12 protein-coding genes are annotated in these 12,808 nt (G+C 70.8%); 6 read left to right on the forward strand and 6 right to left on the reverse strand.

Going from position 1 to position 12,808, the window contains the following annotated elements; genetic code table 11:
• The first annotated feature begins 34 nt into the window (after positions 1-34).
• The 4 genes from metG to ACR3ZA_RS10440 are packed head-to-tail and all read left to right on the forward strand — an operon-like array spanning position 35 to position 4,394.
• Positions 35-1,630 carry a methionine--tRNA ligase gene (gene metG / locus ACR3ZA_RS10425; protein WP_473661895.1) on the forward strand — a complete coding sequence of 532 codons (1,596 nt, stop codon included), beginning with the start codon at positions 35-37 and terminating at the stop codon, positions 1,628-1,630.
• Positions 1,627-2,586 (forward strand): TatD family hydrolase, encoded by a 960-nt coding sequence (locus tag ACR3ZA_RS10430; RefSeq protein ID WP_473661896.1) that lies wholly within the window; start codon positions 1,627-1,629, stop codon positions 2,584-2,586. The genes metG and ACR3ZA_RS10430 overlap by 4 nt, the downstream gene beginning before the upstream one ends.
• On the forward strand, positions 2,583-3,425 hold the full coding sequence (gene rsmA / locus ACR3ZA_RS10435; RefSeq protein ID WP_473661897.1) for a 16S rRNA (adenine(1518)-N(6)/adenine(1519)-N(6))-dimethyltransferase RsmA: 843 nt from the start codon (positions 2,583-2,585) through the stop codon (positions 3,423-3,425). The genes ACR3ZA_RS10430 and rsmA overlap by 4 nt, the downstream gene beginning before the upstream one ends.
• A gap of 33 nt (positions 3,426-3,458) precedes the next feature.
• Positions 3,459-4,394 (forward strand): 4-(cytidine 5'-diphospho)-2-C-methyl-D-erythritol kinase, encoded by a 936-nt coding sequence (locus ACR3ZA_RS10440; RefSeq protein WP_286718421.1) that lies wholly within the window; start codon positions 3,459-3,461, stop codon positions 4,392-4,394.
• Between the two features lie 223 nt (positions 4,395-4,617).
• Here the strand turns inward: ACR3ZA_RS10440 and ACR3ZA_RS10445 are convergent, their stop codons facing one another.
• Positions 4,618-5,154, reverse strand: a complete 537-nt coding sequence (locus tag ACR3ZA_RS10445) for a molybdenum cofactor biosysynthesis protein (protein WP_473661898.1) — start codon at positions 5,152-5,154, stop codon at positions 4,618-4,620.
• 23 nt (positions 5,155-5,177) lie between these two features.
• Here ACR3ZA_RS10445 and ACR3ZA_RS10450 point away from each other — a divergent pair, with 23 nt between their 5' ends.
• Positions 5,178-6,986, forward strand: coding sequence for an ATP-binding cassette domain-containing protein (locus tag ACR3ZA_RS10450; RefSeq protein ID WP_473661899.1), 1,809 nt, complete (start codon positions 5,178-5,180; stop codon positions 6,984-6,986).
• 53 nt (positions 6,987-7,039) lie between these two features.
• On the opposite strand, the gene ACR3ZA_RS10455 is transcribed toward ACR3ZA_RS10450, so the two are convergent.
• Together ACR3ZA_RS10455 and ACR3ZA_RS10460 are read right to left on the reverse strand one after the other, a co-directional pair.
• Positions 7,040-8,899 carry a DUF2207 family protein gene (locus tag ACR3ZA_RS10455; protein ID WP_473661900.1) on the reverse strand — a complete coding sequence of 620 codons (1,860 nt, stop codon included), beginning with the start codon at positions 8,897-8,899 and terminating at the stop codon, positions 7,040-7,042.
• Between the two features lie 69 nt (positions 8,900-8,968).
• Positions 8,969-9,532, reverse strand: coding sequence for a DJ-1/PfpI/YhbO family deglycase/protease (locus tag ACR3ZA_RS10460; protein WP_473661901.1), 564 nt, complete (start codon positions 9,530-9,532; stop codon positions 8,969-8,971).
• A gap of 162 nt (positions 9,533-9,694) precedes the next feature.
• Between ACR3ZA_RS10460 and ACR3ZA_RS10465 the strand changes: the two genes are divergently transcribed.
• The gene (locus tag ACR3ZA_RS10465; RefSeq protein WP_473661902.1) at positions 9,695-10,471 is read left to right on the forward strand and encodes an IclR family transcriptional regulator domain-containing protein; all 777 of its coding nucleotides are present in this window, start codon (positions 9,695-9,697) and stop codon (positions 10,469-10,471) included.
• A 10-nt stretch (positions 10,472-10,481) separates the two neighbouring features.
• On the opposite strand, the gene epsC is transcribed toward ACR3ZA_RS10465, so the two are convergent.
• The 3 genes from epsC to ACR3ZA_RS10480 all read right to left on the reverse strand — a co-directional run bounded on the left by epsC (position 10,482) and on the right by ACR3ZA_RS10480 (position 12,788).
• Complete coding sequence (epsC, locus tag ACR3ZA_RS10470; RefSeq protein WP_473662311.1) at positions 10,482-11,036, reverse strand: serine O-acetyltransferase EpsC; 555 nt, start codon at positions 11,034-11,036, stop codon at positions 10,482-10,484.
• Positions 11,033-11,968, reverse strand: coding sequence for a cysteine synthase A (cysK, locus tag ACR3ZA_RS10475; RefSeq protein ID WP_473661903.1), 936 nt, complete (start codon positions 11,966-11,968; stop codon positions 11,033-11,035). The genes epsC and cysK overlap by 4 nt, the downstream gene beginning before the upstream one ends.
• Positions 11,969-12,083: 115 nt before the next feature.
• Positions 12,084-12,788, reverse strand: a complete 705-nt coding sequence (locus tag ACR3ZA_RS10480) for an aquaporin (RefSeq protein ID WP_473661904.1) — start codon at positions 12,786-12,788, stop codon at positions 12,084-12,086.
• Between the last annotated feature and the right edge of the window lie 20 nt (positions 12,789-12,808).

Genomic DNA, 12,808 nt, shown 5'->3' on the forward strand with positions numbered 1-12,808 from the left:
GTAACACCTCCGCGCGCTCAGTAGACTGACCCTCATGCCTGCAGGCGCCTCCTTCTACATCGCGACGCCCATCTTCTATGTCAACGACGTGCCCCACATCGGCCACGCGTACACGGAGGTGGCCGCCGATGTTCTTGCGCGCTGGCACAGGCAGGCCGGTGACGACACCTGGCTGTTGACCGGCACCGACGAGCACGGCCAGAAGATCCTGCGCACCGCGGTCGCCAACGACACCACCCCGAAGGCGTGGGCCGACAAGCTCGTGGCGGAGGCGTGGCAGCCGCTGCTGTCGACGATCAACATCGCCAACGACGACTTCATTCGCACCACCGACGAGCGGCACGAGAAGGCCGTCGCGGTGTTCCTGCAGCAGCTCTACGACGACGGGCACATCTACGAGGGCTTCTATGAGGGCTTCTACTGCGTCGGCTGCGAGGAGTACAAGCAGCTCGATGACCTGATGGAGACCGAGACCGGCGACTTCGCCGGGCAGAAGCTGTGCAAGATCCACTCGCGCCCGGTGGAGATCCTGAAGGAGAAGAACTACTTCTTCCGGATGAGCGCCTTCGCCGACGACCTGATGAACCTCTACCAGTCGCAGCCGGACTTCATCCAGCCGGAGAGCGTGCGCAACGAGATCATGCAGTTCGTGCGGCAGGGCTTGTCGGATCTGTCGATCTCGCGCTCGAGCTTCGACTGGGGCATCAAGGTGCCGTGGGACGAGACGCACGTGGTCTACGTGTGGTTCGACGCGCTGCTGAACTACATCTCGGCGATCGGCTACGGCGTCGACGACGCGCAGTTCCGTCGCCGCTGGCCCGCCGTGCAGCTGGTCGGCAAGGACATCGCGCGCTTCCACGCCGTCATCTGGCCCGCCATGCTGCTGGCCGCCGGGCTCCCGGTGCCGACGCGCGTCTTCGGTCACGGCTGGCTGCTGGTCGGCGGCGAGAAGATGTCGAAGTCGAAGCTGACCGGCATCGCGCCGAGCCAGATCACCGACACCTTCGGCTCGGATGCGTTCCGCTACTACTTCATGAGTGCGATCACCTTCGGCCAGGACGGCTCGTTCTCGTGGGAGGACCTCTCGGCCCGCTACCACTCCGAGCTCGCCAACGGCTTCGGCAACCTCGCCTCGCGCGTGATCGCGATGCTGAGCAAGTACTTCGACGGTGTCGTGCCGGAGGCGGGACCGTCCGACGAGGCCGACCTCGCCATCCAGCGCACCGTGGCGGCCGCCGCCCTGAACGCGGATGCCGCGATCGATCGCCTCGCCATCAACGAGGCGATCGACGCCATCTGGACGATCGTCGACGAGCTTAACGGCTACATCACCGACCAGGAGCCGTGGGTGCTCGCGAAGGACCCGGCGACGCGCGAGCGACTCGGCACGGTGCTCTACACCGCCGCGGACGGTCTGCGCGCGCTCGCCGTGCTGCTGCACCCGGTCATCCCGGAGGCGACCGCGAAGCTCTGGGCGGCGCTCGGCGCGGAACCGGCACTCGGTGTGCTCGGCGATCAGCAGATCCGCGAAGCGGGAAGCTGGGGTCAGCTGCCCGCCGGAACGACCGTGTCGGCGCTGCAGGCGCTGTTCCCCCGCATCGAGGAGACCGCGGAGGTGGGCTCGGCGTGAGCGACTCCTTCCTCCGGGCGCGGGAGCACGCCGCCGCCGCGCGCGGCCGCGACTACCCGCCGCTGCCGGAGGCGCTCGTGGTTCCGGTCTACGACAACCACACGCACATGGAGATCGCCGACGGCGACGAGCCGCTCGACTACCGCGAGCAGCTCGACCGCGCCTCCAGCGTCGGCGTGCGCGGGGTCGTGCAGGTCGGCACGGATCTGGAGACCTCGCGCTGGAGCGCCGAGGTGGCCGCGCGCGAGCCGCGGGTGCTCGCCGCCGTCGCGATCCACCCGAATGAGGCGCCCGAGCTCGCCGAGCGCGGTGAGCTCGACGACCACCTCGCCGGCATCGCCGAACTGGCCGCGAAGCCGCGCGTGCGCGCGATCGGCGAGACCGGGCTGGACTACTTCCGCACCGAGAGCGAGGAGGGCAAGGCCGCCCAGGTGCGCGCCTTCGAGGCGCACATCGCGATCGCCAAAGAGCGCGGTCTCGCGCTGCAGATCCACGACCGCGACGCGCACCTCGACATCGTGCGCGTGCTCGACCGGGTCGGCGCCCCCGACCGCGTCGTCTTCCACTGCTTCAGCGGCGACGCAGCGTTCGCCGAGCTGGTCGCGCGCCGCGGCTGGTACCTCTCGTTCGCCGGCACGGTCACGTTCAAGAACGCGCAGAACCTGCGCGACGCCCTCGCCGCCGTGCCGCGGGCCAACCTGCTCGTCGAGACCGACGCCCCGTATCTGACGCCGACGCCGTTCCGCGGTCGGCCGAACTCCGCCTACCTGATGCCGCACACCGTGCGGGCGATGGCCGCTCACCTGGGCACGGATGCGTCGATGCTCGCCGCCCAGCTCAGCTCCAACACGGAGCTCGTCTACGGGCACTGGGACGACGCACCCGTCGACGCGCCGCCCGGACCGTTCGCGCCGCCGACGACGCCGATCGACCTTCCCCACCTGGGTCCGCGGTGAGCCTGCTCGGTCCCGCCGAGATCCGCGACCTCGCGACGCTGCTGGACGTTCAACCCACCAAGAAGCTCGGCCAGAACTTCGTCGTCGACGCCAACACGGTGCGGCGCATCGTCCGTCTGGCGAAGATCGAGTCCGGCGACGAGGTGCTCGAGGTCGGCCCGGGGCTCGGCTCGCTGACCCTCGGCATCCTGGAGGCCGGCGCTCGGCTGACGGCGGTCGAGATCGACTCCCGGCTCGCCGCGCAGCTGCCGACGACGGTCGAGACGCTCCAGCCCGGCGCCCCGCTCGTCGTCATCACCGCGGATGCGCTGCGCGTGACCGAGCTGCCCGCCGCACCGCGGCGCCTGGTCGCCAACCTGCCGTACAACGTGTCGGTTCCGGTGCTCCTGCACCTGCTCGAGACCTTCCCGAGCCTGGAGACCGCGCTCGTCATGGTGCAGGCGGAAGTCGGTCAGCGTCTCGCCGCCACCCCCGGGTCGAAGGTGTACGGCTCCCCGTCGGCGAAGGCCGCCTGGTACGGACGCTGGTTCACGCAGGGTCAGGTCAGTCGGCAGATCTTCTGGCCGGTGCCGAACGTCGACTCCATCCTCGTCGGCTTCGAGCGCGCCGAGCGCCCGGGCACGGAGGAGGAGCGCCGCGCGACGTTCCAGATCATCGACGCGGCGTTCGGCCAGCGCCGGAAGATGATGCGACAGGCTCTCGCGGAGCTGTTCGGCGGCTCGGCTGCGGCGAGCGCGCGGCTGGAGGCGGCCGGCGTCGAGCCGACCGTGCGGGGCGAGCAGCTGACCGTCGTCGACTTCCTGGCGATCGCCCGCGCGGGGACGCATCCACACGCGTGAAGGGGTGACGCGCGGCCCGACTAGGGTTGGGGCATGGTGTCTCGGGGGCAGCTGAGTCGGGTGCATGTTCGCGCACCCGGCAAGATCAACGTCTTTCTCAAGGTCGGCGCGCTGCAGGACGACGGCTATCACGACGTCGCGATCGCCTACCAGGCGGTGTCGCTCTCCGAAGACGTCATCGTGACGCCTGCCGACGACTTCTCGGTCTCCGTCTCCGGCAGCGTCGAGCTCGGCCGGGTGCCGCTCGACGGCTCCAACATCGCCATCACGGCCGCGCGGCTGCTCGCCGCCAAGACCGGCTACCGCGGTGGGGCGCACATCGCGATCGAGAAGCACGTGCCCGTCACGGGTGGCATGGGTGGCGGCTCCGCCGACGCCGCCGCGACGCTCGTCGCGTGTGACGCGCTGTGGGGAACCGAGCTGCCGCGCGACGAGATGTACGAGCTCGCCCGTCGGCTCGGCGCCGACGTGCCGTTCGCGCTGACCGGCGGCACGGCGATCGGCACGGGCCGCGGCGACGAGCTCTCACCCGCGCTGGCCTCGGGAAGCTTCCAGTGGGTGCTGGCGCTCGCCGACTTCGGGCTCTCGACGCCTGCCGTATATCAGGAGCTCGACGCGCACCGCGAACGGCACGCGCGCGACATCTCTCCGGCTGACCCGAGCCCGAGTGTCGACACCGACGTGCTGCAGGCGCTGCGCGCGGGCGATGCCCACATGCTCGCCGCCGCCATGCACAACGACCTGCAGGCCCCTGCGCTGCATCTGGAACCGGGCCTCGGCAGCGTGCTGGAGCTGGGGGAGCGCAACGGCGCCCTCGCCGGCATCGTCTCCGGCTCCGGTCCGACCGTCGCGTTCCTCGCCGCCGACCTCGACGCGGCGCTCGAGCTGCAGGTGGCGCTCTCGGCGGCGCAGGTGAACGCGGTGCGGGCCACCGGCCCGGTGCACGGCGCCCGCATCATCGCCGACTGAGCACGTCCCGCTCCGCGCCCCGGGCGCCCGGCGCCCGCGCGCAGTGTGACGTTTCTCCGGAGGTTTCGCGTCCGGTGAGCCGTCGAGCCCAACAAACACGGGCGTGCGGGTGCGCCGTGCACCGGATTCTCCGGAGAAACGTCACACTGCGGGTGCGGGTGCGGGTGCGGGTGCGGATGCGGAGCGGGGCGGGGCTCAGGCGGCGGGGCTCAGGCGGCGAGGCTCAGGCGGCGGCCGCGTGCACCCTGAGCATCGCGGGACCGAGCCTCAGGCTGCCGTCGGTGAGCGGTTCGGCGCGGATGCCGCCGCGGCGCAGCAGCGCCCGGTGCGCCCCCGGCGCGATCGCCTCGTTCATCCAGGCGCACGGGTTCGCCGGCCGGTGCGCGTGAAAGCGGATCGGCCCGGCGCCGGAGTCGAGCGTGAAGTCGGTGCCGACCAGGGCATCCACGTCGACGCCGCGCAGCAGGACGTTGCGCCGCGTCTCCGTGAGCCCTGGCACCGGCACGCCGAGCTCGCGCGCGACGTGCTCGAGCGCCTCGACGCTCTGCAGCGTCACGCTCGCCTGACGGTGCGCCGGATGCGCGAAGTGCCGATCTCCGACGACGCCCAGCCCGGCGCGCAGCTCGATCGAATCGCGCAGCTCGGAGCCGTCGATCGGCCGCGGCCCGTCGGCGGGCCGGCCCTCGTAGCGGTGCACCGGAGAGGCGAGCAGCTGCACGATCTCGACCTCGATGCGCGTGCCCGGGGATTTCGCCTCCATGCCGACACCTTAGGCTCGAAGGCATGGCACATCTGCTCGGCGCGGAGGAGCTCGCGCTCGAGTATCCGACCAAAGTCGTCTTCGAGAGCATCACCGTCGGCATCGAGGAGGGCGATCGGATCGGCGTCGTCGGCCGCAACGGCGACGGCAAGTCGACGCTGCTGCGCATCCTCGCCGGCCGTCAGGAGGCGGACTCGGGGCGGGTGACCCGCCGTGGCGGCGTGACGCTCGGCATGCTCGACCAGTCCGATCAGCTGCCCGACGATGAGCTCGTCTCGCGAGCCGTCGTCGGCGACCGCGCCGAGCACGAGTGGGCGGGGGATGCCCGTGCCCGCGACGTGATCGCGGGCCTCTTGCGCGACCTGCCGTGGGAGGCGCGCATCGGCGACCTCAGCGGCGGTCAGCGTCGCCGGGTGGCGCTCGCGGCGCTGCTCACCCGTGACTGGGACATCATCTTCCTCGACGAGCCCACCAACCACCTCGACGTGGAGGGGGTCGCCTGGCTCGCCCAGCACCTGAAGACCCGCTGGTCGCCGAAGCAGGGCGGACTCGTGGTGGTCACCCACGATCGCTGGTTCCTCGACGAGGTCTCGCTCGACACCTGGGAGGTGCACGACCGCATCCTGGAGCCCTTCGAGGGCGGCTACGCGGCGTACATCCTGCAGCGGGTCGAGCGCGACCGGATGGCGGCGGCGAGCGAGGCGAAGCGGCAGAACCTGCTGCGCAAGGAGCTCGCCTGGCTGCGCCGGGGCGCGCCCGCCCGGACGAGCAAGCCGAAGTTCCGCATCGACGCCGCCAACCAGCTGATCGAGAACGAGCCGCCCGTGCGCGACAGCATCAGCCTCTCGCAGCTCGCGGTCACCCGGCTCGGCAAGGACGTCGTCGACCTGCTCGACGTGGGCGTCCGCTACGGCGATGTCGAGGTGCTGAAAGACATCGAGTGGCGCATCGCACCGGGGGAGCGCACCGGCATCCTGGGCGTCAACGGGGCGGGCAAGTCGACCCTGCTCGGCCTGGTCGCGGGCACGGTCACCCCGACGAGCGGACGCGTCAAGCGCGGCAAGACGGTCAAGATCGCGGTGCTCGACCAGCGGCTCGACGAACTGGCCTCGATCGCCGAGGAGCGGGTCAGCGCGGTGATCGGTCGGCAGAAGGCCGAGTTCGTCAGCAACGGCGTCGCCCTGACGCCGGGGCAGCTGCTGGAGCGCCTCGGCTTCACGAGCGCGCAGCTCTCCACCCCGGTGAAGGACCTCAGCGGCGGGCAGAAGCGCCGGCTCCAGCTGCTGCTGATTCTGCTGGACGAGCCGAACGTGCTGATTCTCGACGAGCCCACCAACGACCTCGACACCGACATGCTCGCCGCGATGGAGGATCTGCTCGACTCGTGGCCTGGCACACTGCTCGTGGTGAGCCACGACCGGTACCTGCTGGAGCGCGTCACCGACCAGCAGTACGCGGTGCTCGGCGGTCATCTGCGGCACCTGCCGGGCGGCGTCGACGAGTACCTCGCCCTCCGAGCGAGTCACTTCTCCGGAGAATCCGCCTCCAGCGCGGCGCCGGCCCCGGAAACACAAGGTTCGGCCGCAGAATCTCCGGAGAAACGACTCACTGGGGCGGATCGGCGGGCGGCCGAGAAGGAGGTGTCGGCGATCGACCGGCGGCTCGCGAAGCTCGCCGCCGCGATCAAGGATGCCCACATCGCCTTCGCCGCCCACGACCAGTCGGACTACGTCGGCCTCGCCGCCGAGCAGGAGAAGCTCGCGGCGCTCGAGCGCGAGTCGGCCGAGCTCGAGGAGCGCTGGCTCGAGCTGTCGGAGACGCTCGAAGGCTGAGCGTTCGAAGGCTGACCGCTCGAAGGCTGAGCGCTCGAGTGCCGAGCTCGCGGCTAGATGCCGCCGCCGCCCCCGCCGCCGCCCCCACCGCCGGAGGACCCGCCGCCACCGGAGCCGCCGGATGACGAGGAGCTCGCCGAGCCGGAGTACGAGCTCGAGACGGTCGAGCTGAACGAGCCGACGCCCGCCGCGAACCCGGCGACGGTGAACGTGCTGTGTGAACTCGAGTACCAGTCCGGCGACTCGTCGGCGTAGTACTTCGAGAGCTCGGAAGCCCACTGCTTCTCGAGCCCGAACAGCACCGCGTAGGGCAGCAGACGCTCGTAGACCCGCACGACGCGCTCGCGGTCATCCGTGCCGAGGGCCCGTCCGTCGAGGCCGCGCCGTTCGGCGCCCGTGACGCTCTGCAGCATCTGCAGTCGGTCGGCCTCGGCCCAGCGGATGAACTCGGCAAGTCCCTCGAGGTGCTCCGTCAACTCGGAGCCGGCCTTCGTGCGCGGGTTGCGGCTGCCGAGAGCGGCGGAGGTGATGATCCCCACCCAGATCACCGCCATTGAGCTGAGCACTCCGAAGGCGACCGCGGGCTCGCTCTCGCCGGTCGACCCGGCCAGCAGGCAGAGCACGAAGGCGACCGCCGTCGCCAGCACGATGATCCAGACCGGTCCCCGCTTCGGCTTGCGCCGCAGACCCAGCTTCACCGCGAGGCTGCGCGCCGACTTCACCTCGCGGATCACCTTGCGTCCGAGCGCGGTGTCATTCTTGGTGAGCCACTTCACGCCGCTCTGCTGACGCGTGGAGAGCGCGGCGAGGATGCGGGCCTCCTCCGGCAGCAGCGTGTCGCCGGCGGGTGCCTCCAGCTCCTCGATGCCGAACTCGGTGCGTCCCCAGCTGGCGTCCCGCTCGCGGATGCGCACCCAGTGCCGCACCGCGAGGTCGAGGATCTCGGCGGGCATTGCTTTGCTCTTCTTGCCCAGAATCTCGGCCGCGAGGAACAGGCTGACCCCCTCCGGTGGCTCGTACTGCGCGATCACGGTGCCGCGCCCGGGCTCGTCGCGCCACTTCGCGAAACGCACCCACGCGGCGTAGATGAGCGAGAGCAGACTGATGGCGACGCCGACGATGCCGATCGCGGGGAACAGCGCGAACGGGTCCCACGGTGCCGCCGCGAAGGTGCCGGGGGCGAAGGCAATGACGACGGTGACGTTCTGATACGGGCCGAGGTCGGTGGCGCCGACGGTGACCGTCTCGCCCGACTCAGTGACCTCGCACGGGTCGGTGGAGCCCTCCCAGCCCTGGTAGCAGGCCGTCTCGGTCATGACGCGCGAGAGCCCCGGCGCGAGGTCGACGGTGGCGGAGACGCGGCCGAAGGGCTGCGCCCAGCCGGTGCCGTTGACGTCCCAGTAGAACTCGTCGTCGTTCGTGTCGGCGAAGTGCTTGGTGACGTCGCGCTGCGTGTACTCGATCACGTAGTGCTGCTCGCCGTAGACGAACTGGCCGCGCGGCACCGCGATGGTGACCGTGCGGAAGTCGCCGTCGGTGCCGAGCTCAAAGTCGCGCGGCGCCCCGGTCTCGTCGGTGACGGCGACGATCTCAAGCCGGGTCGAGTGGCCGTCGTAGAGGGTGGGGATCGCGCGGATCATGCCGCGGTTCTGGTCGTAGTCGGGGAACACGGCGACGAAGTGCTCCACGGTGCGCAGCGTCGAGCGGCCGTCGGCGTCGCGCCCGAGCTCGTACTCCACGTCGAGGCTCTCGAACACGAAGTCGTTGACGCCGCTGACCGCGTTCGGCCCGGTCACGACCGAGACCGGCTCGGGGGCCGCCGTGTCGCCGGTGGTCGCGGAGGCGGCGCTCGGGATGAGCGCGAGCGCGATCGTGGTGAGCAGCAGGGAGGCGGAAAGGCGTCGACGTGTCACGCCCGCGAGCGTATCGGGGTCGGTGGCGCGGCGCGAGGACGGCGCCGCGCCACCGACGAGGCCCGAGCGCTAGGCGGTGATGCCCGCGGCCTCGAGGTTCTTCAGGAAGGCGCGCATCCACACCCCGTTGTCGGGCCAGGCGCGCGCGCTGACGAGGTTGTTGTCGACGACGTCGCCGCCGCCCTCGAAGGTGGCGCCGGCGAGCTCGACGTCGATCGCGAGCTCCGGGTACGCCGAGGTGGTGCGGCCGTTCAGCACGCCCGCCGAGGCGAGCAGCAGCGGGCCGTGGCAGGTGGCGGCGACCGGCGACTGGCGGTCGAAGAACGCGCGCACGATGCGCTTGGCGTCCTCGTTGTTGCGGATGTATTCGGGGGCGCGTCCGCCGGGGATGACGGCCGCGACGTAGTCGTCGGGGTTGACGTCGGCGAAGGCGATGTCGGCATCCCAGCTGTGCCCGGGCTTCTCGGTGTAGGTGTCGTAGCCGTCGACGAAGTCGTGCACCACGAACTGCAGCTTCTTCTTCGTCGGGGCGGCGATGTCGACCTCGAAGCCGGCCTCCTGCAGGCGGTGGTAGGGGTAGAAGACCTCGAGCGTCTCAGCGGCGTCGCCGGTGAGGATGATGATGCGAGCCATGTGGCCAACCTCCTTGTCAGCGGGTGGCACGGTGCCTCCCGAGAGCATGGTGCGGGCGGCGGGCGGTGTCGAACAAGGCGCGTTCCCACGATGTGCGAATCTGTCGCCGATCCGGGGTCGTCTCGCTGGATGCGGTGCGCGCCGCGGTCGTAGCATGGCCACGTGAGCACTGCGATGGAGCAGGAGAGCGCGTCCGGCACTCAGGCGGCCGAGCGCCTCCTCGCGGTGCTCGAAATCGTGGGGTCGAGCGACGACGGCGCCGAGGTGGCGTCGATCGCCTCCGCCCTGGGGCTCAGCCTCTCGACCACCTACCGCCTGGTCGGCGTGCTGCAGAAGCAGGGCTACCTGCTGAAGCGCCACCACGAGCCGCGCTACGTGCTCGGGCGCACCGTCGCCCTGCTGGGGCTGGCGGTCAACCGGCAGGTGCTCGCCACCCCGGAGGTGCGCACGCTGCTGGAGGCGGCCCGCGACGAGCTGCGTGCCCCGGTGTACCTGACGGCGTTCCATGCAGACGAGATCGTCGTCGCGCATATCGCCGACTCTCCCGCGCATCCGCGCATCGGGCAGCTGCATGTCGGCTTCGCGGATTCGGCGCATGTGACGGCGTTCGGCAAGCTCATGCTCGCCGCGAAGAGCCGCGAAGAGCTGGACCGGCACCTGGAGGAGCGCTCGCTGCACGCGATCACCGGGCGCAGCACGACGGATGCGGCGGCCCTGCGCGAGCAGCTCGACACGGTGCGGCACGAGCGCATCGCCGTCGAGGTGGAGGAGTACATGCCGCGGCTGGCCTGCATCGCGGCGCCGGTGCGCTCGACGCACGGCCACACGATCGGCGCGGTCTCGGTCTCGGTGACCGCCGACGACTTCACCTCGCGCGCTGACGCGCTGGAGCGGGTGGTGCGGCGCACCGCGTGGACGGTCTCGTCGCGCCTGTCCTAGCCGGGCGCGGCTAGATGACGTAGATCGCCGGGTCGGAGTAGCGCTCGGTCGACTCCGCGCAGCGCGGCTTCGCGACGGCGGGCGAGCCGACCAGCACGGAGTGGGCGGGCGCATCCGAGACGACGACGGCGTTCGCGCCGATCACCGAGTGCGAGCCCACGGTGACGGCGCCGAGCACGGTCGCGCCCGCGCCGACGACGATGTCGTCGCCGAGCGTCGGGTGCCGCTTGCCATCTCCGAGGCTCGTGCCGCCCAAGGTGACACCGTGGTACATCAGCACGTCATCGCCGATCTCGGCGGTCTGGCCGATCACGACGCCCATGCCGTGGTCGATGAAGAACCGGCGACCGATCGTCGCGCCGGGGTGGATCTCGACGCCGGTGAGGAAGCGGGTGAACTGCGAGACGGCGCGCCCCGCGGTCTTCAGGTGGTGCGTCCACAGCCAGTGCGCGAACCGGTAGCCCCACACGGCGTGCAGTCCCGAGTAGGTCAGCCAGATCTCGAACGCCGACCGCGCGGCGGGGTCGCGCCGCCGCGCGGTGCGGATGTCCTCGAGCACTCTCAGTCGACCAGGTCTTCGTAGAGCACGGTCGACAGGTAGCGCTCGCCGAAGCTCGCGACGATGACGACGATGGTCTTGCCCGCGTTCTCGGGGCGGGCGGCCAGCTGCAGCGCCGCTTCGACGGTGGCGCCCGAGGAGATGCCAGCGAGGATGCCCTCCTCGACGGCGAGGCGGCGCGCCATCGCCACCGACTGGGCGATGTTGACGTCGATGACCTCGTCGTAGATCTCGCGGTCGAGGATCTCGGGCACGAAGTTCGCGCCGATGCCCTGGATCTTGTGCGGGCCGGGGGCGCCGCCGTTGAGGATCGGGGACTCCTCGGGCTCGACGGCGACGACCGTCAGCTCGGGCTTCTGCTGCTTGAGGTAGGCGCCCGTGCCGGAGACGGTGCCACCGGTGCCGACGCCCGCGACGAAGATGTCGACGGCGCCGTCGGTGTCGTTCCAGATCTCGGGGCCGGTGGTGGCGAAGTGGATGGCCGGGTTCGCCGCGTTGGCGAACTGCTTCGCGAGGATCGCGCCGGGCGTCTTCGCGACGAGCTCCTCGGCTGCCGAGACGGCGCCCTTCATCCCCTCGGAGCCGGGGGTCAGCACCAGTTCGGCGCCGAATGCCTTCAGCAGCGACTTGCGCTCCTGGCTCATCGTCTCCGGCATCGTCAGCACCGTCTTGTAGCCGCGTGCGGCCGCCACCATCGCGAGCGCGATGCCGGTGTTGCCGCTGGTGGCCTCGACGATGGTGCCGCCCGGCTTCAGGTCACCCGACTTCTCGGCCGCATCGACGATGGCGATGCCGAGTCGGTCCTTGACGCTCGCCGAGGGGTTGTAGAACTCGAGCTTGGCGAGCACGGTGGCGCCGAGGCCCTTCGTGACGGAGTTCAGCCGCACGAGCGGCGTGTTGCCGAAGGTCTCGGTGATGTCGTTGTGGATGCGGGCCATGAGGCGTCCTTCGATCGGGAGTGATCCCGTGGCGGCACGGGAGGGGGGATGCCGAAGCACCCCGGGGTCCAGTGTTACAGCGCGCGCGCCGCCGCGGAAATTCCCGGCTCGAGTGTTACGCCGCGGTGATGCGGGCCTCAGCGGAGACGGTTGCGGGCAGCGGGAACAGGCCGCGCACCAGGAAGATCGCGGCTGCCGCCCCGAGCAACTGCGCGGCGATGAACCAGGGGGCGGAGGAGGCGGCGATGCCCGCGAACGTGTCGCTGACCATGCGTCCGATCGTGATGGCGGGGTTGGCGAAGCTCGTCGAGCTGGTGAAGAAGTACGCTCCGCCGATGTAGGCGCCGACCGCCGGAGCTGCCAGGGCCCCGCGGCCGGTGCGGACGAGGGCGAAGATCACCAGCACGAGGCCCGCGGTGGCGACCGCCTCGGAGAGCAGCGTGCCGGGCGTCGCGCGCTCCGTCGTGCTCCAGCTGATCGCGGGCAGCTCGAACATGAGGTTGGCGATGACGGCGCCGGTGATGCAGCCGAGGATCTGGGTGGGAATGTAGCGGGCGGTCTCGGCCCAGCTGCGTCCCCCGAGCGCGGCATCGACGAGCGTGACGACGGGGTTGAAGTGGGCGCCGCTGATCGGCGCGAACACCATGATGAGCACCGCGAGCCCGAGTGCGGTCGCCCAGGCATTGCCGAGCAGCTGCAGGGCGACGTCGTCGGTCAGGCGCGAGGCCATCACGCCGGAGCCGAGCACGACGGTCGCGAGCCCGGCGCTCCCCAGGAACTCGGCGAGCAGGCGGGCGGCGGGGCGATCGATGTCAGGCACGAGAGTGATCATAGACTGAC

This window comes from Herbiconiux sp. J20-20 (assembly GCF_057365085.1).

Excerpts from the sequence above, each read along its gene's own strand:
- metG (WP_473661895.1), top strand. The coding sequence starts at position 35 with ATGCCTGCAGGCGCCTCCTTCTACATCGCGACGCCCATCTTCTATGTC.
- ACR3ZA_RS10440 (WP_286718421.1), top strand. The coding sequence starts at position 3,459 with ATGGTGTCTCGGGGGCAGCTGAGTCGGGTGCATGTTCGCGCACCCGGC.
- ACR3ZA_RS10445 (WP_473661898.1), bottom strand. The coding sequence starts at position 5,154 with ATGGAGGCGAAATCCCCGGGCACGCGCATCGAGGTCGAGATCGTGCAG.
- ACR3ZA_RS10450 (WP_473661899.1), top strand. The coding sequence starts at position 5,178 with ATGGCACATCTGCTCGGCGCGGAGGAGCTCGCGCTCGAGTATCCGACC.
- ACR3ZA_RS10460 (WP_473661901.1), bottom strand. The coding sequence starts at position 9,532 with ATGGCTCGCATCATCATCCTCACCGGCGACGCCGCTGAGACGCTCGAG.
- cysK (WP_473661903.1), bottom strand. The coding sequence starts at position 11,968 with ATGGCCCGCATCCACAACGACATCACCGAGACCTTCGGCAACACGCCG.